The organism is Wenyingzhuangia sp. IMCC45533, from assembly GCF_054111225.1.
Map to the genome: position 1 here is coordinate 148,158 of NZ_CM134197.1, position 21,514 is coordinate 169,671.

Genomic DNA, 21,514 nt, shown 5'->3' on the forward strand with positions numbered 1-21,514 from the left:
TAATTAATTGCTTGGTTTTAGCCAATTTACGAAAGTCCTCGCGGACTTTCTATCTGTGTTTTATTTGCTAACTTTAGTGCTTAAAACACGCAACTAATCATACACAACAACGTTGTAAATAATTAAATACTATGATAAAAAAAATAACCCTACTTGTCGCTGTTAGTTCTTCTCTTTCATTTTCTCAAGATCTAAAATTTAGCTCTAATACCGATAAAATATACTGGGGATGGCCAAATAGGTCTATTCAACAGTATTCCTCTGGAGGTTCAAATCAAATGATTCGATTTACCAATAGTATGGATAATTCTAATCTAGATGGAGGATTTGAATTTACAGACCATACTGGAGTTTCTGTATTGAGAATTAATCAGTATAAAATAGGAATTGGAAAATCTATTCCCGAAGAAAAACTACATGTTGTAGGTAAAAGTTTGATAGATACTGGTAATGGCTATCTCATTAAGTTTGACGGTTACCAGGGTATAGAAACATCTGGTAACTCACACTGGTTACATTTAAATAGATACAAAAATGACAATGTCGCTATTGGATTCAATAGTTTAGCAAACGTATACCTAGCTAATGGTGGAGGAAAAGTAGGAATTGGAACTTCTGACCCTAAAGAAAAATTAGAAATAAATGGTAATTTAAAATTTAGCTCTAATACTAATAAAATATACTGGGGATGGCCAAATAGGTCTATTCAACAATATTCCTCTGGAGGTTCAAATCAAATGATTCGATTTACAAATAGTATGGACAGTTCTAATCTTGATGGAGGATTTGAATTTACAGACCATACTGGAGTTTCTGTATTGAGAATTAATCAGTATAAAGTAGGTATTGGAAAGTCTATCCCCGAAGAAAAACTACATGTCGTAGGTAAAAGTTTGATAGATACTGGTAATGGCTATCTCATTAAGTTTGACGGTTACCAGGGTATAGAAACATCTGGTAACTCACACTGGTTACATTTAAATAGATACAAAAATGACAATGTCGCTATTGGATTCAATAGTTTAGCAAACGTATACCTAGCTAATGGTGGAGGAAAAGTAGGAATTGGAACTTCTAATACAGGAAGTCATAAACTAGCCGTTGAAGGTTCTATTGGAGCCAGAGAAATAAAAGTAGAATCTCCTAATTGGTCTGACTTTGTTTTCTATGAGAATTACACATTACCTGAATTATTAAAGGTCGAAAAATTCATTCAAAAAAATGGACATTTAAAAGATATTCCAAGCACTGAAGAAGTAATTAAAAATGGAATTAATTTAGGTGAAATGAATTCTAAATTACTTCAAAAAATTGAAGAATTAACTCTTTATACAATTGCTCAAGAAAAAAGGTTGAACAAAATTGAAGAAGAAAATATTAATCTAAAATCGTTGATTAAAAGAATAAATTTTCTTGAAAACAAAATGAAATAAACTATTTACAACAACGGCTAAAGTTAATGTGGGCTTCTCTCCTTTCTCGATGTTTTGTACATGTTTACTAAGCCGCTAAATCCTTTTCGATTTAGCTTTTGACAAATAAATTAAAAACTAAACAAAATGGCTTCAGCTTAGTGAGTACTCGATAAATCCTTGATTTATCTCCCCCACACTAATCTTAGCCAGAGCCGTTGTCTGTAATGCGAAAAAAATAATATGGAGAATCAAATAACAATTGAAGGAAAAACAATAGTGTCTGAATTTCCTGATGAAAACATTGCAAACGAGACAGAATTAAGTAACTTTTTCAAGGATGAGGAGAAAGTTCCGTTAAGTAAGCTCGCAAAATATTATTTGAACGAAAGTTTGAATTTTTTATGTGGCTCAGGAACATCTGTAAGTATTGGAGGGAAAACTATTAATAAAGATGAAAATCCATTTGCTACAGTTATCGCTGAATTAAAAGCTTTATCAGAACCAAAAGAATATGTTTCACAACTAATTAAGTTTTTAGAATCGGATGATTTATTAGAAAAGAAATTTGATAAAATCAACCAGGAATATTTATACTATCTAAACAACAAAGAAGATGAAGATTCAGCGACTGAAATAAAAAATTATTTGGATAAATCTCTAAAGATTTTCGTTGAAAATTATGTTCCATTTCCAATAGATTATGTGAAAGACAAACTCAGTATTCACGAATTATTTATTAATAAGATAATTAGTAGAAAAGATACTTTAAATAGACCTAAAATTTTCACACCAAATTATGACCTAGCATTTGAAAATGGTTGCGAGAAAATAGGAGTAAGTTATAATAATGGATTTAGAGGTGTTCATATGAGAAAATTCGACCCTGACACATTCCATAATGAAACATATATCAAACAAGATTCAAGTCAAAAAGGAAAGAGGATTTCAACCTATTTAAATATATACAAACTTCACGGTAGTATTTCTTGGCAATATGCTGAAAACATCAATGATTTGTATAATGTAAAAGAGGTGCAAATTTCTGACACATCAAAAAAAGAGGATATTGGATTTGACTCTATTATGATTTATCCAATACAAACTAAAAAATCATACTCATTAGACTTACCATATTCAGAACTATTTAGAAACTTTTCTAAATCTTTAACAGAGACCCAGAATACTCTTGTAGTAATAGGATATTCATTTATTGACGAACACATAAATGACATCATCAGGACAGGTTTATACAATCCTAACTTAACTCTAATAATTCACTCGTATAGCTTAATTAATGATACAAGTCCTGAATTTTTACAAACTCTTAAAAACAGAAGTTCGAGTGATAACAGAATAATCATTTTTGAAGGAAGTTTAGTAGGAGATTTTACAAATATTGTGAAATATTTGATTCCTTTAAATTCATTTATTCAGCCAAAAGATACTCTTATCGAAACATTAAAAGAATTATCTAAATAAAAAGAGTATGGCATTCAAAATCGGACAAGTCTATAGAATTACAAATCGATATTTAGAAATAATTCACGATAAGGATATTTTCTCAAAACCAATATCTTCGGGTAATGGACTACATATTGTAGGTATGCTAAATAGCTACATTTCAATACCACTTTTCAATGCTCAAAATGCAATTGGTATAATATTCGAACAACTTGAACCATCAAAAGAAAGAGAAGCATTATTTTCATCCAAAACAGAGCTTATTATATCTAAAATTAGACTTATTGGTTCGTTTAATCCTATTAATAATAGTTTCAAAAGAGGTGTTGATTTTTTCCCAACTCTCGATTCTGATGTCTTTACTGTTGATGAAAAACAGTTAGAATCAATTTATAATTCAACAATCAAAAGTGATACAGCGACCTTAAAGATTGGGAGCGATATATATTATAATCAAGTTAGTATAAATGCTGACCCAAATATTCTTTTTGGCAAACATTGTGCAGTATTTGGAAATACAGGTAGTGGAAAGTCTTGTACAGTTACATCAATTCTTCAAGGTGTATATCTCGAAAAAGGAAGATTACTAAATACTACTAATAAAAAACTGAAGACTATAATTATTGATTCAAATGAAGAATACTCTGAAATCTTTAATTCGCCAGACTCTGCAAAGCCAGATTGGGTCGTTTTGAAGGACTATTCTGATTTAGAATTGTCTCATAAAGATTTAAGTTTTTATGAGTTAACAGAGTTACTTAAAGAAGATTCCCCCAATGTAATACCGTATTTAAAAGAGGCTGTTCTCAAATTAAAAAATCACACAAATGCAGATGCAAAAATCTACTATGAATTTTCGGAATTACAAGTAGAGATTGAAAATGCTGTACCTCTTGATTACAAAGGAAATAAAGATAATTTCACGATTGGTTTTTTAAAACATATTGTAAAAAGAATTAAACATTTTTCGTCAGATGAAAGATTTGATTCTGTATTCAAAAAAGAAGGAAATTCAATTGAAGATTTTCTAGACTCACCAAATGAAAGCGTTCTAATATTATCGTTAAGAGTTTCAAATGATATTTTAGCTCTTTTGGTATATATGATTAGTAAAAGCATTTTTAATTACAAGTCCAATCCTGCAAATAGAAACAAGGATAATATTTTATTAGTTTTAGAAGAAGCTCACAGATATATTTCTACTTCATCAACTGACCAAATGAATAATTACTATATCGAAAAATTAGCCCGAGAAGGACGGAAATTTGGAGTTAACTTATTAGTGTCGACCCAAAGACCGTCTGAGGTTTCTAATACAGTAATTTCTCAATGTAATTCTTTAATAGTTCATAAAATAACCAACAATAGGGATTTAGAATTTGTAAGAAACACAATAGAATATGACGACAAAAGTCAAATTGATTTACTTACAAGTTTGAAACAACAACAAGCCTTGGTTTTAGGAGAGGCATTTGCTTTTTCATCACTAATAAAAATAGCTGATGCAAGTCCTTTACCAATAAGTGAAACACCGAAAATATTTACGAAAGAATAGAAAGCACTACAGACAACAATGTATAAAAATAATAGCGGTTTAATCGCTAAATCCAAAGTAAGAAAATATAAAAAGGGTCTGTGTTTAACCGAAAAGTTAGTGCGTGCAAATCCGCTACTATTCTTATACTAGACCGTTGTAGCACATTAAAAAACTGTAAAATCCTGAAATAGGTTGACTAAAAATTCATCTAATATTAGTCACTTATGGAAAGTAATCAAAAACAACACTGCCGAAAAAAAACGTACACCAAAGTAGGTTTTGAACTCAAATTATTCATCATTGATCAAATTCAAAACGGTCAAATTTCTACCAACTTTGCTGCTAAAAAATATAACGTTCCTAGATCTTCTATCGATTATTGGATTAAAAAATATTCTACCTTAGAGCAAAAGAAAAAAGCGATGAGTAAACAGGACGAAATCAAAAAATTGAAAAAGAAAATTGAAGAACTTGAATTCGTGAAAGATTTTCAACAAGACATCATAGCCGATATGGAAATCATCACTGGAGCCGAGTCGTCAAAAAAGTCATTGCCCAAAACATTAGCAGACGAGATTCAGAAAAAGAAACAAAACCGTTTAAAAGAAAATGGTTAACTCAATGTTTTGGGATTAGTAAACAAGCTTTCTATAAACGCTTGAAAAATCATCAAAAACAACTACATAACGAACAAATTATCATCAAGCTTGTAAAGGAATGTCGTAACAAAATTGGACAGTTCTTAGGAGCTAAAAAACTATATCATGAACTCAAAAACAAGTTCAAAAACCTTGGAATTAAAATGGGAAGAGATAAGTTTTTTACATTTCTAAAAAATCATAAACTACTGATTAAAAGAAACAAAAACTATCATGTAACCACCAATTCTAAACACTTATTTTACAAATACAAGAACTTAATTAAAGAAAAAGTACCCACTAGAGCCGAACAAGTTTGGGTAACGGATATCACATATATTAAAACAGATAAAGGACATGCATACCTAGCACTCGTTACAGATGCGTATTCTAAGAAAATTATGGGCTATAAGATCGATAACAACATGAAAACTCAGCTCTGCTTAGATGCCCTTAAAATGGCTATCAAAAACAGAAAGTATCCTAATCAAAAATTGATTCATCACTCAGATAGAGGTTTCCAATATTGTAATCCTAACTATACAAAATTTGCAGAAGACAATGGAATAATAATGAGTATGACCGAACAATACGACCCTTACGAAAATGCAGTTGCAGAAAGAATTAACAGAACCTTAAAATATGAATATGGACTAAAAAATGTCATAAAAAATCTTAAATTAGCAAAAATGATTACCAAAAAGGCAGTCAATATTTATAATAATCTTCGTCCACATTGTAGTCTTGATTTATACACACCAAAACACGTCCACTTAAATCAAAATATAAACTACAAATCGTACCGAAGAAACAAAAACAAACTGGAATTATTAACCTTTTAAATAACCAAAAAAGGTCAACCTATTTCAGGACAATACAATTTAGCTATGAATAAATTTGAAAATTATGACATAAGAAGTTTTTTACAATCTTTTTCTCAAGATGAAATTGAAAGAAAAAACCAAGAACAAATTGAAGAAGATAAAATAGAATATGAAAACTTTACTAGAGAACTAGATAGAGGAATTTGTTACTTATGTAATGAGAAAATAGACTATTTTAATTCAGACAAAGAATGTTTTCATTGGTTTACGTACCCTAAAGGATTTAAAAAAAAGTACTTAAAGCAATATTTATCTAAACCAATCGGATTTTTTCAATTAGACGCTTATTTCAGGTGGTTAGCTAATATTGAGAAACCGTTTGGAAATATAAATGATTTAAAATCTGAAACATCTGAAAAATCATATCTAGAAACTACATATCGTTATAAAAATATTGAATGGGCTTTTTCAATAGGAAAATCTGACTTAGGAGGTCATGAAAATTCTACTCATGGAAAAGAACCTCATTATCACATTCAAATGAAAGTGGATAATAGAATTATATTAAAATTTAATGATTATCACATTCCCTTTTCTGATAGTGATTTATTTACTATTGAAATGCTAAAACAAGCTGGAGATTTTGTGTCCTATGAACATCCATATGGAGAAAGTATATCTGTTTTAGAAAATCCTGAGAATCTTAAAATTGTTGATGAATGTCTAAAAACAACAGACGATGAAGAAAATGCAACATTCAGAAGACAATCAATGATTATGGCCAAAGAAGGAGAAATGATTACAGGAGAAATTTTAGAAAAAGCCTTTGAAATAAACAAAAAGGCAAGAAAACCAATTGCAAAAATTATCTCTGAATTAATGCCTAATTTAAAAGTTATTACTCAAATCAGCCCAGGTGATGGTGTTCCAAAAATGGAAAAGAGAAATGGACGAAAAAAGAAATAACGTATTACAACAACGCATAAAAAAAATGTGGGTTTTGTGGCTTAATTCGAAGGTTCTTGTTTCTTTACTATGTCCGCTCATACTTATTTACTATTTTTAGTTCGATAAGAAACAAAACTATAAATAAGCATAAGCTCAGTACGCGATTCGAAAATCCCTGATTTCCTAATCCCACACTTTTTTTATGCAAACCCGTTAGCTTTAATAGCGAAAAAATGAAATCTAAATTTATAAAACTATTTATACTTGTAGGATTATTAATTAGTTGTAAAACCGAAAAAAAGAAAACATCGAATTTACCTGAATCTGAATTTTCTGAGTTTTCTAATCAACTTATAAATGAAATAAATCTCTATAATTATCAATTTGTGAGAACTTCTTGGAACAAAGATAATTTCAAAAAACGAATCTCAAAATTATCAAATACTGAACGTACAGTACTGAATGCTTATTTTGAAAGTTTTTTTAATGAAAAAGTAATCAATTATAGTCTTGAATATATTGAAGTAATTGAAAAATTAAATGGTAAAATATATTTAGCTGATACAGAAATCGAAGGTAATACAGCGATATTATCATTAGTATCAACATATGATAACAATATTGACTTTTGCAAATTTAGAATTGAAAAAATTAAAAGTAAAATATGGATAACGGATATACTATCCTTAAAGGATAATATTTGGGTTAGTGAAAAACTGAAAAATTTAATGAATCTAAATTCAAAATATATTGCAAGTAATAGAAATGGTAATAGATACAAAGCTAATACTTACTACAATTACTCTAACTCTGAATTAAAATCTGGAAACTATAGAGAAGCATTTAACTACTTGGATAAAGTTCCTGAAAGTCATACTAGAACCTTCGAACACTCAAACAAGAAATTACAGATTGCATCAAATATCAGTGAAGATTTGTACATTAAAACATTATTAGAAGAATATAGACGACAAAACTATTTATATCTTGAATATTTGAAAAGTTATTACACAAATGATTCAACAGGGTTTAACAAAGTATTGATAAAACTTAACTCAAAAATCAACTTAGAAAAACTACCTGATTCCATATTTAAAGAAGACCAATTTTGGAATTAAATCTGAATAAAACTAAAGCTAACAACGGCTAAAGTTAATGCGGGCTTGAGGATTTATTCGATGTTTTGTGTATATTTACTAAGTCGCTAAATCCTTTTCGATTTAGCTTTTGACAAACAAATTAAAAACTAAACAAAAAGGCTTCAGCTTAGTGCGTTCTCGATAAATCCCTGATTTATCTCTCCCACACTACCCTTAGCCAGAGCCGTTGGGCAACAGCAAAAAAACTCACAAAACAAAAGTTTCCTAAAAAAGAAACATGGTATGATCATCATGGTACAATCTTTATCTCTGTAATGAGGGAAAGTAAACCATATATAAGGCGAAAATCAGTAATTAATGACGGAAAGAAAGACTATGAACTAAGTGAATGGCATAGAGTCTGGCAATATGACCTAATTGAGAATTTCTATGGTTTTGAAAAATATGGTGTTAAATCATATGAAAGAACAATTAAAGTTGATAATGAATATCATCGAATTGATAGTTTAATTGAAAATATTGCTATTGAATTTCAACACACTTTAAGTGTTAATATTGATGAAATGAATTCAAGATATATAGCACATTCAAAAAATAAATTAATTCCCTACTTAGTTATAGACTTTACTAAATATAATTTAGAAGAATATCTTCAATATTCTTTAAATAATGAAAAGATAAAAAATAAATTGTCAAAATGGATAAACTCTCTATATGGTAAATCAAACAATCTTTTCATAGATTTTAAAGATAAAATTTATAGAGTAATTAATCCTAATAATGAACTTTCATATTCTTTGGATAAAACTTATTTTCTGGAAAATTTACTATCACTAGAAATAGAAGCAAAAAATATATTAAGCACATATAATTCAATACAAAAAAGAAGAGAAATAATTCAATTAAAAAAAGAAAGATTAAAACAACTCGAGGAAATTAAAATACTTGAAAATAATAAATTAGAAGAGCAACTTAGATTACAGAGACATTTAGAAAAAAAGAGGAAATATTATAATCAAATGAAAATGGATGATGAGGATTTTAAATATTATCGTAAATGTTTTAAATACCCTATTGTCAAATCATATTTAAAAAAATACGATAACGAAATATTTAAATATCATAATTTAAGTGAAACTGAAGATAATATTTATATTAAAACACATACATATTATTCAACTGAGAGTAACATAAATATTGAATATATAACATACTCTGAAATACATGAAAAACAAAACCCATACAGTAAGTTTCATAATATTATCAAAGAATTTAAATATTTATACTCTGAAATAAAATTAAATGATAAACGTAAGTCAATAGCAAAATTTAAAATAGAGAATAATAAAATTAAAGTAATAAATGAAAATCAACAATCTTTGTTTTGAATAAAGAACGCTACACAACAACGGCTAAACTTAATGTGGGGTTTGGGGTTTTCTCGATGTTTTTGGCTTATTTACTTTGTCCGCTTAAACTTATTTGATTAGTTTTAAGTCGATAAAGATAAAACTATAAAATAAGTCTAAGCTAAGTGGCTCGTTTGATAATCTTCCGATTATCAACTCCCACACTAAGCTTAGCCAGAGCCGTTACCTACAATAAAACACATGAAAATAAAATTATCTTTTTTAATTGTATTAGTGTCTTTAAATGTTTTTTCTCAAAAAAGTTTAAAGCTTGAAATTATAATGAAACCTAAAACAATTTATAAAACGCATTTATCAACCAAAGCAAAATCTTCAATTACTTTCATTGCAGATTCATTACTATTGGAAGGCTTCAAATCAAGAGGGATACAAAACCCAATGATAATGGATATTGAAAAAGTAACTCCAACTATAATAAAAACAAGTAAAAGGAATAAAGAAAAAGAAATACCTGCAATATTAGAATTTGGACATATTACTTCTTCAATTATTATGAACGGGAAAAAGGACACAAAAAAAAGTCCACTAGATAGTCTAAGAATGATTGGAAAATATATTAATCAGAAAGATTTTAAAATTGATTCTATAGTTGGAGGAGACTTAAATGAAACAATGAAAAAAACTATTAGTTCATTAATGGAAAATTTACAACAAAAAATATCATTCCCCAAAAAACCAATAAAGATTGGCGAAAGTTTTGAACAGAATATTCCAATGACTATACCTATTCAAGGTATGAAACCTGTACAGTTAAAAATAAATACGATTTATACTCTAAAGAATTTTAATAAGAAAATTGCATTATTTGATATTAAACAAAAAATAGAAATGGATTTAAGTCAGAAACAAGTTGATGTAAAAGCTGAAGGAAGCGGAAGTGGAATTGTGGAATATGATAGAAAGCATAAGTTTTTAACTAGGTATGAATCTAAACTTCCTATGAAATTGAATATAAAAGCTAATGATTTAATAAAAATGGAAATTAAATCCAATACTATAACTAAGCAAACGGTATTAATTGAATAAAACTGTAGGTAACAACGCATATACTCAATTTTGGTCTTTGTTATTACACCCTACTTCGCTACTTTTATAAAAGCTTGGTTTTGAAACTGATACTTAATTTATCCATTCACCCAAAACTGAGTATATGCAAACCCGTTGTACACAAGCCGTTAAAAACTTTCCGAATATTGTATTTTAATCCAATTAGAAATAAGATAAAGAAACTTACATTTGATTCGTTGACTAGTTTATTATTAGGTAAATTATCAGAGTTTGAAAAATTAGATACCCCTACTCCATATTGGCATCTTTTACTGATTTTAAAATGGAACTTAGAGTTCTCAGAAAAAAATTACAAATCAAAACCAGCAACAATAAGAGATTTAAAAAACATCATAAAAAAAATTGATGAACTAGAAATGTCACATCAAACATTTTTAATAAAAAAAAATCACCCTATTAGTAAGACTTTTACAATTTTAGCTAGTCAACAATTTATATATCAACATAGAGCATATTGGGATACATTTGCTCGACAATTAATTATATTTAATGACTTAAAGCATAAATATGATATCAGTAATTCTTTTTATTCACTCACTGGTATAAAATTAGAAGAGTTTGTACAAATATCTAAATTAATCTGGTTATTAACCTCTAATTTTAACACTAAAATTTTTAAATACGATGGTTATCTATCTAATAATCTCTTAAAATTTATAACAGCAATTCACAAACCAGAAACAATAAAATTATATATCGATTTGTTAAGTGTTTCAAAAGAAACCATTAAAAAAGATTTATTAGAAGATAGTAGGGTAATAAGAAATTATAATTTGCAACCTTTTGAAACTTCTTTTTTTACTAGAAAACCATTTTTATTTTATAAAGGAAAATACATTATACCTTATAAAGATATTCTTCAACCTAACTTTTCTTATTTTATATATGAATATTTAAAATCTAAAGACCCTGAATTCACAACTGAATTTGGAATGAGACTTGAGAAATATGTAAAATTAGGTCTTAAAGAAAATCACATTAAATTAATCACTGAAAATGAATTAAAGCTAGAATTAGGTATTAAAAATAACCTTGTTGATTATATAATTGAAGAAAATATATTAATTGAAGTAAAAGCCATTGAAATAAAACCATACGTAAGTATAAATCCAAAAGATAATCTATTAGCTAATGAATTTAGAAAGAATCTGGTTAAAGCGTATGCTAAACAAATGATTAATGTAGCTAATAAGCTTAATAAATTTGAAGAATATTTTGGGGTTATAATTACATATAAAAATTTATATTTAGGAAATTCATTTGATATATGGGAGCAATTCTTAAAAGAAGAAACTTTAAAGATCTGTACTAACGAAGACTTAAGAATAATACCTATTGAAAATTTATTTTTCATTGATATAAAAACATGGGACATTCTAATGCAGGTAGTTAAAAACGAGAAAATTACCATAAAAGAAATCTTAACTAAAATTAAAGCTACAGACTCAGTAGAAAAAACAAAGAAATTCACTTTAAGAATGCATCTAGATGAATATAATATTGAAAATTTTGATTTAGAATATTTACTAAATGCTGACAAAAAATTAAATAATAAATAGGCCAGTGTACAACACCGGCTATAAAACATTTGGGCTTCCCTCCTTTCTCGAAGTTTTAGACTTTTTTACTTTGTCACAAAAGCCATTTACATTACTTTTAAAGTAAAATAATTAAATGGCTTTTGCTTGGGGCTTTTTCTATACTTTGTGTCTTTAAAACCCAAACGTTCCATAAGCCAAACCCGTTGTGTGTAAGTCAAAAAAAAACTCCTGAAAATGATACTTGAAGTTGCGATATTAAACGTTAAAGATAATCTCGAAGATAAATTCGAAAAAGACTTTGCTATAGCTAGTCAATACGTAAGTTCTATTGAAGGATACAAATCTCATACTTTGAGAAAATGTATTGAAATTGAAAATCAAGATATTCTACTAGTAGATTGGATAGATATTGAAAGTCACGAAATAGGTTTCCGAAAATTTGAACAATATTTGAGGTGGAAAGAATTATTGCATGATTATTATGATCCTTTCCCTAAAGTTGAACATTATGAAATCGTTTATCAAAATGAATTATAACGGAAAAAAATTTAAAGCTATCAGTAATACCGAAAATGGAGAAACTTCAGAAGAAACTATTTTTGAATATAGACAAGAAGGTAATATTCTAACATCTAAATATTCTGGAGGAAAAATTAAAACAGGTCATTTAATTGGAATCGTTTCCAAAAGTGGAAAAATTGAAATGAGATATCATCAATTGAATTCCAAAAACGAGTTAATGACTGGAATATGTAAATCTACTCCTGAAATATTACCTAATGGAAAAATCCATTTACATGAGAAATGGGAATGGACCTCTGGAGATAAATCAAAAGGAACATCAATAATTGAAGAATTATAAAAATGAACTATAGAAAAGCTACCGAAAAAGACCTAAATCAACTTGCAGAATTATTTAACGGTTACAGAGTATTTTACAGAAAAGATTCTAATCTTGAAGAAGCTAAAATATTTTTGAAAGAAAGAATTGAAAACAATGATTCTGAAATATTTGTCGCTGAAAACGAAAATAAATTAGTTGGTTTTATCCAACTATACCCGCTATTCTCATCAACGAGAATGAAAAAATTCTGGCTACTAAACGATCTTTTTATCAATCCTAACCAAAGAGGAAAAGGGATTTCAATTGGTTTAATTGAAAGAGCGAAACAACTTGTTCGAGAAACTAACGCTTGTGGAATGTCTTTAGAAACTGAAAAATCAAATTTAATTGGAAATAGCTTATATCCTAAAACTGGATTTGAATTAAACGAAAGTTGTAATTTCTACGAATGGAGCAATTAAACCACTTGAAAAAACCTACACACAACAACGGCTAAAGTTAATGTGGGCTTGATTTCTTATTCAATGTTTTGTGTATATTTACTAAGTCGCTAAATCCTTTTTGATTTAGCTTTTGACAACAAATTAAAAACTAAACAAAAAGGCTTCAGCTTAGTGCGTACTCGATAAATCGCTGATTTATCTCCTCCACACTAACCTTAGCCAGAGCCGTTGGGTAACATGGTGATTTTCCGCCGAAATTCAACTCCAATTCGTGAAATTAAAATTCTTGAATTATTTCTGAAAATGCAAATTGTAGCTATGCGATTTTACAATTGAAACGCAAAGGTGAAATACGTAAGACTTATTGAAAATATTCAGTATCTATCTGAAATCTAAAACTGAAACGCATAAGCCGAAACGAAAAATCTCTCTGAAATGAAAAAATACTCCGAGATATTACAACTGAAATACAAAAAATGAAGCATGAAAAGTTGAAAAGCTCAAAACTCACTAAAATATGAAAAAGTGAATGTATGATTTCACATTGAGAACATAGAAAATAGCTCTGTGACTCTACAGTCGAAACATGAAAATTGAAAGCAAATGGCTTTAAAAAACAAAAGTCATTGAAAAAGTAGCTTTGAAAATCACGATTACCCAACAACGGCTAAAGTTAATGTGGGCTTGATTTCTTATTCGAAGTTTTGTGTATATTTACTAAGTCGCTAAATCCTTTTCGATTTAGCTTTTGAAAACAAATTAAAAACTAAACAAAAAGGCTTCAGCTTAGTGCGTACTCGATAAATCCTTGATTTATCTCCCCCACACTAACCTTAGCCAGAGCCGTTAACTTAAATAGCCCACTAATTCCGGTGGAATTAGGCGCAGGAATTTAAATTAACGGTAGGTAACAAGTATTTCTCTAAAAAATCACTTAAAAAAAACCCCGAGCTCGCAGCCGAAAATTTTTCACTGACTTTAGAATTTTGAGTTGTCGAAAACCACGTTTGAAAACTCTCTTAACAATCATATAGAACGTGCCGAATTGTACGCTGAAATTTGAAACTGTTTAGAAATGCAGAAACGTGTTGAAGACTTCGCAGAACTTAACCAATCTTGAAAATTTGAATCAAATAGAAATAGTTTTTACTAAACGAAAAGATCAGAAAATGTTCCGAAAAGTTTGTTGAAAGTGAATAATATTAAAATTTAAATACACTGAAATATCTACTATCTGAAAGCATAAACGATTTTTCTATATAAGTTACGTGTTTGAAAAATCACTATTCTTTTGAAATTTTGAATCGAAATGCTAAATTAAGTTAACAACAGCTATAATTAATAAGGCTTCACTCCTAGCCTCAAAGTTTGTCGTTGTTTTACTTGGTCACAAAAACCTTTATTGTTAGTTTTAATTTTAAAATCTAAAAACAAACAAAAAGGTTTTTACTCTAGTCTTAGTCCGACACTATATTCTCTGTCTAACTCTGTACTAATCATAGCTAAAGCCGTTGTGCACAATTAAACCAAACTTTAAACTAAATATTATGAAAGTAAATTACGAAGGAAAAAAAACTCAAATTATTTTAGCTGTTGAAGATGCTAATGAACTTCTTAACTCAGACATATTGTTTGACTTAATTGAAAAACATCCAGGTTTTAGTTGTTCTAAAAAAAGTCCAAAAGAAATATCAAAGCTTTTAAGTGACTCTGAAATGAATATCGAAGTAAAACTATATAAACCAAAATGGAAATGGAGTAAAGTATTAGGCTATTTTGTCAAAAGTCGTCCTAACACAGTTTTTCTTAACGTTAGAAAAATTTATCGCGAAACTAATTCCATTACAAATACAATCATTCACGAATGTATTCACGCATTAGATAATAATGTCAATAATAGTATAATTGAATTTGGACATAATTGTGGGTATTTTGATAATACTGCACCTTATGAAATAGGTAATATGGCAGAATCGATAATTGATGGAGAAAATATTGATGGACCTCAAATGATTGACGTTTTAGAATCAATTGCAGAAGATAGAATTTTTTAAAATGGCAAAATTCAGCGGTTATCCATTGACAAGATGGAAAGGAAATAGACTTATGATACTTGAGGAAGATTTTTCTTATACAGACAAAAAAGGAAAAGTCTGGCTATCACCAAAAGGTGGAGAACTTAACGGTGCCACAATTCCTAGAAGACTTTGGGGTTTTATTGGTTCACCATTTGTTGGTATTTACAGAAGAGCTTCTGTCGTTCACGATTATTTTGTTGGAGAAGGAAATAATCCAAATGTAACTTATAGAGAAAGACGTAGAGCAGACAAAATGTTTTATAGAGCTTGTAGAACAGATGGTTGTTCTTGGAGGTTTGGAGCAATTTTATATATTGGAGTTAGTATTGGCTCTTGGTCGTCAAGAATAGGATTAAAACATTCTATGATTAATGAAAATTTAGAATCATTATCTTTTGAGGAAGACAAATTAATAGAAACTAAATATCTTGATTTAAGAGCTAAAGCTGAAGAAATTATTTCAGGACAGGAAAATTTTGAAGCTTTAGAGCAATTAGTGGAAAATGAAATCGAAAAATAACTGTGCACAACAACGTATATAGCTCATAGCTTGGTAGTTGCTTAATCGAAGTTATGGCTTATTTGGAAAGTCGCTAAATTTTTAAATTTGACGATTTCCAATAAAAAAGATAAATAGTAAAATTTAAACATCTGGCTTGTGCATAACCGAAAAGTTATCGCTAATTTAAACGCTACGAGCCATATACAAGACCGTTGTAAGTAATAAAAAAAATGAAAATGAAACTATTTTTGAGTATTGGTTTATGTCTGATTTGTTTAAACGTATTTTCCCAAAATATTAAAACTGATTTAATTGGTAAATGGGAATTTCAGAAAACAATCGATAAAAATGAAAATGAAATAAAAGAAGTTAAGCGTGGTGAAAATATTGTCAAGGCAAATGGACCAGATATTATAATCAATGAAGACGGAACTTATTCAAAGAAATTTACAGAAGAAAATATAGATAAAGGAAATTGGAAACTAGTATCTGAAAATGAGATTCAATTTGAAATGGTTATTCCTAAAAATTCTAGACAAGGAAAATTGATTGTTTTTACTCAGAAATTAATTAATAAGAAATGGAGAAAAGATAATAAAGGGAATTTTTTAGATGTGTCAAATGATATCGTTATTTCTATAAATGAATCTGAAATGAGACTTGTTTATGAAAAAGAATACATTCAATTATTTCGAAAAATTGTAGAGTAAAAAAACTACTTACAACAACGGCTAAAGTTAATGCGAGCTTGATTTCTAATCCGATGTTTTGTGTATATTTACTAAGTCGCTAAATCCTTTTCGATTTAGCTTTTGATAACAAGTTAAAAACTAAACAAAAAGGCTTCAGCTTAGTGCGTATCCGATAAATCAATGATTTATCTCCCCCACTAACCTTAGCCAGAGCCGTTAACTTAAATAGCCCACTAATTCCGGTGAAATTAGGCGCAGGAATTTAAATTAACGGTAGGTAAACAAGTATTTCTCTAAAAAATCACTTAGAAAAAGCCCCGAACTCGCAGCCGAAAATTCTTTATTGCCTTTGGAAATTTACATTATCGAAAATACGAACGAAAACTCTCTCAACAATCAAACGAAACGTGCCGAATTGTACGCTGAAATTTGAAACCTTTTAAAATATGGAAACGTGTGGAAGACTTCGCAGAACTTAACCAATCTTGAAAATTTTAATCAAATCGAAATAGTTTTTACTAAACGAAAATATTAGAAGATGTTCCGAAGAGTTTGCCGAAAGTAAATAATCTTGAAGTTTAAATGTGCTGAAATATCTACTATCTGAAAATATGAATGATTTTTCTATCAAGTTACGTGTTTGAAAATTCACTATTCATTTGAAATTTTGAATTGAAATGCTAAATTAAGTTAACAACAGCTATAATTAATACAGGCTTCACTCCTAGCCTCAAAGTTTGTGGCTGTTTTACTTGGTCACAAAAACCTTTATTGTTAGTTTTAATTTTAAAATTTAAAAACAAACAAAAAGGTTTTTGCTTTAGTCTTAGTCCGATACTATATTCTCTGTCTAACTCTGTACTAATCATAGCTAAAGCCGTTAACTTAAATAGCCCACTAATTCCGGTGGAATTAGGCGCAGGAATTTAAATTAACGGTAGGTAAACAAGTATTTCGCCAAAAAACTACTTGAAATAAAGCCCCGAGCTCGCAGCCGAAAATTTTTCACTGACTTTGGAATTTTGAATTATCGAAAACCACGATTGAAAACTCTCTTAAGAATCATATAAAACGTACCGAATTGTGCGCTGAAATTTGAAACTGTTTAGAAATGCAGAAACGTGTTGAAGACTTCGCAGAATTTAACTAATCTTGAAACTTTTAATCAAATCGAAATAGTTTCTACTAAACGAAAATATCAGAAGATGTACCGAAGAGTTTGCCGAAAGTGAATAATATTGAAATTTAAATACACTGAAATATCTATAATCTGAAAACATGAACGATTTTTCTATATAAGTTACGTGTTTGAAAAATCACTATTCTTTTGAAATTTTGAATCGAAATGCTAAATTAAGTTAACAACAGCTATAATTAATACAGGCTTCACTCCTAGCCTCAAAGTCTATGGCTGTTTTACTTGGTCACAAAAACCTTTATTATTAGTTTTAATTTTAAAATTTAAAAACAAACAAAAAGGTTTTTGCTTTAGTCGTAGTCTGACACTTTATTCTCTGTCCAACTCTGTACTAATCATAGCTAAGACCGTTAGCTACAAATTTCAAACTACACTTATAAAATGAGTTTCTGGACCATGAAAGTTAATGTTAATAGTGAAGATGTTGGTAAGACTTTTCCTCAAGTGAATTGTTATTCACTAAAAGATGCTCATTCATTAAAACATTACGAATTCCCTAATTTTGAACCTAAACTCAAATTCACTCTGAATAAAAAAGGAAAACTATCCGATATTATTGGACAAGTTGCTATCAACGCATCTGGAATATTAATTAGCAAAAAACTTAAATTTGAACTTGAAAAATTCAATCTAATAAATCATAAATTTTTCAAAGCAACAATCAAAGAAAAATTCTGGAAAAAAGGTGAAGAGTATTTCTGGCTTCATTTATGTAACCCTGAGAATCTGAATTGGATCGACTTTATTAATTCAAAATTTTTTATAACCGAATATGGTTTTAAACAACGTGAAATCAAAATTAATTCAACTCAAGACCTAATCATACGAGAAAAAGAAATAGGAAAAATGGGCTGGATAGAAGCTGAAAAGATTAAACTTAAAATAACTCAAATGAATGAAATCGACTTATTTAATTTCAATTCTCTAAGTAATGAAATCCATGTATCCGAACGTCTAAAAAAACATCTTGAAAGCTTAGATTTGAAAGGTATTATATTTGAGCAAAGCATCTGTAGCTAACAACGGCTAAAGTTAATGTGGGCTTCTGTCCTACTCCAATGTTTTATGTATATTTACTGAGTCGCTAAATCCTTTTCGATTTAGCTTTTGACAACAAATTAAAAACTAAACAAAAAGGCTTCAGCTTAGTGCGTACTCGATAAATCCCTGATTTATCTCCCCCACACTAACCTTAGCCAGAGCCGTTAACTTAAATAGCCCACTAATTCCGGTGGAATTAGGCGCAGGAATTTAAATTAACGGTAGGTAAACAAGTATTTCTCTAAAAATCACTTAAAAAAAGCCCCGAGCTCGCAGCCGAAAATTTTTCACTGACTTTGGAATTTTGAATTGTCGAAAATCACGATTGAAAACTCTCTTAACAATCATATAGAACGTGCCGAATTGTACGCTGAAATTTGAAACCTTTTAAAATATGGAAACGTGTGGAAGACTTCGCTGAACGTAACTAATCTTGAAAATTTGAATCAAATCGAAATAGTTTTTACTAAACGAAAATATCAGAAGATGTTCCGAAGAGTTTGCCGAAAGTGAATAATCTTGAAATTTAAATACATTGAAATGTCTACTATCTGAAAATATGAATGATTTCTCTATTAAGTTACGTGTTTGAAAATCCACTATTCTTTTTGAAATTTTGAATCGAAATGCTAAATTAAGTTAACAACAGCTATAATTAATACAGGCTTCACTCCTAGCCTCAAAGTTTGTGGCTATTTTACTTGGTCACAAAAACCTTTATTGTTAGTTTTAATTTTAAAATTTAAAACAAAAAAAAAGGTTTTTGCTTTAGTCTTAGTCCGACACATTATTCTTTGTCTAACTCTGTACTAATCATAGCTAAAACAGTTAACTTAAATAGCCCACTAATTCCGGTGGAATTAGGCGCAGGAATTTAAATTAACGGTAGGTAAATAAGTAAGAGTTTCTCCAAAAATAGATTTAATAAGACCCCGAGCTCGCAGCCGAAAATTTTTCACTGACTTTAGAATTTTGAATTGTCGAAAACCACGTTTGAAAACTCTCTTAACAATCATATAGAACGTGCCGAATTGTACGCTGAAATTTGAAACTGTTTAGAAATGCAGAAACGTGTTGAAGACTTCGCAGAACTTAACCAATCTTGGAAATTTGAATTAAATCGAAATAGTTTTTACTAAACGAAAATATCAGAAGATGTTCCGAAGAGTTTGTTGAAGGTGAATAATCTTGAAATTTAAACACGCTGAAATGTCTACTATGTGAAACATGAACGATTTCTCTATCAAGTTACGTGTTTGAAAATTCACTATTCTTTTGAAATTTTGAATCGAAATGCTAAATTAAGTTAACAACAGCTATAATTAATACAGGCTTCACTCCTAGCCTCAAAGTTTGTGGCTGTTTTACTTGGTCACAAAAACCTTTATTGTTAGTTTTAGTTATAAATATAAAAACAAACAAAAAGGTTTTTGCTTTAGTCATAGTCTGACACTTTATTCTCTGTCCAACTCTGTACTAATCATAGCTAAAGCCGTTAGCAGAAACATGAAAAAAATTATATTATACATTCTACCTCTATTAATCATAAATTGTTCTAATGATGAAACTATAATAGACGCTAAAAACAAACCTCCATTTGAAAAAATAAACATAGTCGATAGTGCGTTTGAAACAGAATTGATAAGACTATCTTATGATGATAGTCTTGATGGGTATGTAGATAAAGAAACGATTAAAAACATCGTTAGATTAGACTTAAAAAACAAGCAAATAACAGATTTATCAGGAATAGAACATTTTAATAATTTAAGGAATCTTATATGTCACGACAACTCTATTAAAAGTTTAAATGTGTCAAAAAACCAATTATTAGAAGGTTTATATTGTAATAATAATCAGCTTGATTCTTTAATAATTAATGATAGTTTGAAATACCTTCAGTGTAATAATAATAAACTCACTAATATAAATTTAAACCAAAATAAAAACTCATTGATAAGTCTTTGGTGTTCTTTTAATAAGTTAAATGATATCAGTTTAGCAGGTGCTGTAAATCTATCTGAATTACATATTACCAATAATAATTTAAAAGAATTAGATTTGAAAGAATGTACATCTTTAAAATCTCTTTTTGTAGGTCATAATGATTTAAACTCCCTTGATTTGAACACAAATAAACTTCTAAAAGCTGTCAATATTGAGTCAAATAATATTGATGATCTTAAGGTTTATAATAACACTTTACTTACCTATATAGACATATATAATAACAATTTAAAATACATTGATATTTCCAATAACCTAAAATTAGAAACTTTAAACTGTTCAAGGAATAAATTAACTGAAATAGACTTGAAAAACAACCCTAACATAGAACTGTTTTATTGTAATAAAAACTTATTAACTCATCTAGACTTGACAAATAATAATAGATTAAGATATTTAGAATGCATTGATAATAATATTAAGTCTATAAAAATAAAAGGTCATATTACAAATTTTTGGAAATTTGATGAAAATGTTCAATTCGAATAATTCAGCTAACAACATATATAAAAAATAGCTTATTAAGTACAAGACATAAAGTTTTGCTCTTTTTGTTACTATAGTTTTAATAATAAAAATCTAGTATACTAACACGCTACTTTTCATATACAAACACGTTGTGTTTCATACTGCCAGCCACATATTTTAGCACTTTCGGTTTTTGCCAACACGCTAGTTCCAACGCTTAAAAAACCAAAAGAGCTAAAATTTCCCAACGCTCGAATTGAATATTCCAATTAAAACATT

The 21,514-nt window shown here is 28.7% G+C and carries 18 protein-coding genes; all 18 read left to right on the plus strand.

Annotated features, from left to right (window positions below):
- The first annotated feature begins 131 nt into the window (after positions 1-131).
- The 18 genes from ACXGQW_RS00640 to ACXGQW_RS00725 all read left to right on the plus strand — a co-directional run bounded on the left by ACXGQW_RS00640 (position 132) and on the right by ACXGQW_RS00725 (position 21,256).
- Complete coding sequence (locus ACXGQW_RS00640; protein WP_457823191.1) at positions 132-1,433, plus strand: hypothetical protein; 1,302 nt, start codon at positions 132-134, stop codon at positions 1,431-1,433.
- Between the two features lie 222 nt (positions 1,434-1,655).
- Complete coding sequence (locus tag ACXGQW_RS00645; protein ID WP_340199029.1) at positions 1,656-2,894, plus strand: SIR2 family protein; 1,239 nt, start codon at positions 1,656-1,658, stop codon at positions 2,892-2,894.
- Between the two features lie 7 nt (positions 2,895-2,901).
- Positions 2,902-4,431 carry an ATP-binding protein gene (locus ACXGQW_RS00650; RefSeq protein WP_457823192.1) on the plus strand — a complete coding sequence of 510 codons (1,530 nt, stop codon included), beginning with the start codon at positions 2,902-2,904 and terminating at the stop codon, positions 4,429-4,431.
- Positions 4,432-4,637: 206 nt separating this feature from the next.
- Complete coding sequence (locus ACXGQW_RS00655; RefSeq protein ID WP_457823182.1) at positions 4,638-5,030, plus strand: helix-turn-helix domain-containing protein; 393 nt, start codon at positions 4,638-4,640, stop codon at positions 5,028-5,030.
- Positions 5,031-5,044: 14 nt separating this feature from the next.
- Positions 5,045-5,893, plus strand: a complete 849-nt coding sequence (locus ACXGQW_RS00660; RefSeq protein ID WP_457824203.1) for an IS3 family transposase — start codon at positions 5,045-5,047, stop codon at positions 5,891-5,893.
- A 45-nt stretch (positions 5,894-5,938) separates the two neighbouring features.
- Positions 5,939-6,841, plus strand: a complete 903-nt coding sequence (locus ACXGQW_RS00665; protein ID WP_457823193.1) for a hypothetical protein — start codon at positions 5,939-5,941, stop codon at positions 6,839-6,841.
- A 215-nt stretch (positions 6,842-7,056) separates the two neighbouring features.
- Complete coding sequence (locus ACXGQW_RS00670; RefSeq protein ID WP_457823179.1) at positions 7,057-7,941, plus strand: hypothetical protein; 885 nt, start codon at positions 7,057-7,059, stop codon at positions 7,939-7,941.
- 296 nt (positions 7,942-8,237) lie between these two features.
- Positions 8,238-9,311, plus strand: coding sequence for a hypothetical protein (locus tag ACXGQW_RS00675; RefSeq protein ID WP_457823194.1), 1,074 nt, complete (start codon positions 8,238-8,240; stop codon positions 9,309-9,311).
- A gap of 222 nt (positions 9,312-9,533) precedes the next feature.
- Complete coding sequence (locus ACXGQW_RS00680) at positions 9,534-10,379, plus strand: DUF6263 family protein (RefSeq protein WP_457823195.1); 846 nt, start codon at positions 9,534-9,536, stop codon at positions 10,377-10,379.
- 218 nt (positions 10,380-10,597) lie between these two features.
- The gene (locus ACXGQW_RS00685) at positions 10,598-11,980 is read left to right on the plus strand and encodes a hypothetical protein (RefSeq protein ID WP_457823196.1); all 1,383 of its coding nucleotides are present in this window, start codon (positions 10,598-10,600) and stop codon (positions 11,978-11,980) included.
- A gap of 216 nt (positions 11,981-12,196) precedes the next feature.
- Positions 12,197-12,499 carry an antibiotic biosynthesis monooxygenase family protein gene (locus ACXGQW_RS00690; RefSeq protein ID WP_457823197.1) on the plus strand — a complete coding sequence of 101 codons (303 nt, stop codon included), beginning with the start codon at positions 12,197-12,199 and terminating at the stop codon, positions 12,497-12,499.
- Positions 12,471-12,824, plus strand: coding sequence for a n-acetylglutamate synthase (locus ACXGQW_RS00695; RefSeq protein ID WP_457823198.1), 354 nt, complete (start codon positions 12,471-12,473; stop codon positions 12,822-12,824). Before ACXGQW_RS00690 ends, ACXGQW_RS00695 begins: the two co-directional genes overlap by 29 nt.
- 2 nt (positions 12,825-12,826) lie before the next feature.
- Positions 12,827-13,267 (plus strand): GNAT family N-acetyltransferase, encoded by a 441-nt coding sequence (locus ACXGQW_RS00700; protein ID WP_457823199.1) that lies wholly within the window; start codon positions 12,827-12,829, stop codon positions 13,265-13,267.
- A gap of 1,529 nt (positions 13,268-14,796) precedes the next feature.
- Positions 14,797-15,303, plus strand: a complete 507-nt coding sequence (locus ACXGQW_RS00705; RefSeq protein ID WP_457823200.1) for a hypothetical protein — start codon at positions 14,797-14,799, stop codon at positions 15,301-15,303.
- Between the two features lies 1 nt (position 15,304).
- The gene (locus ACXGQW_RS00710; protein WP_457823201.1) at positions 15,305-15,847 is read left to right on the plus strand and encodes a DUF1353 domain-containing protein; all 543 of its coding nucleotides are present in this window, start codon (positions 15,305-15,307) and stop codon (positions 15,845-15,847) included.
- Between the two features lie 212 nt (positions 15,848-16,059).
- Positions 16,060-16,539: a hypothetical protein gene (locus ACXGQW_RS00715; RefSeq protein WP_457823202.1), complete on the plus strand. Its 480-nt coding sequence runs from the start codon at positions 16,060-16,062 to the stop codon at positions 16,537-16,539.
- 1,576 nt (positions 16,540-18,115) lie between these two features.
- On the plus strand, positions 18,116-18,739 hold the full coding sequence (locus ACXGQW_RS00720; RefSeq protein ID WP_457823203.1) for an imm11 family protein: 624 nt from the start codon (positions 18,116-18,118) through the stop codon (positions 18,737-18,739).
- A 1,527-nt stretch (positions 18,740-20,266) separates the two neighbouring features.
- Complete coding sequence (locus ACXGQW_RS00725) at positions 20,267-21,256, plus strand: hypothetical protein (RefSeq protein WP_457823204.1); 990 nt, start codon at positions 20,267-20,269, stop codon at positions 21,254-21,256.
- Positions 21,257-21,514: the final 258 nt, after the last annotated feature.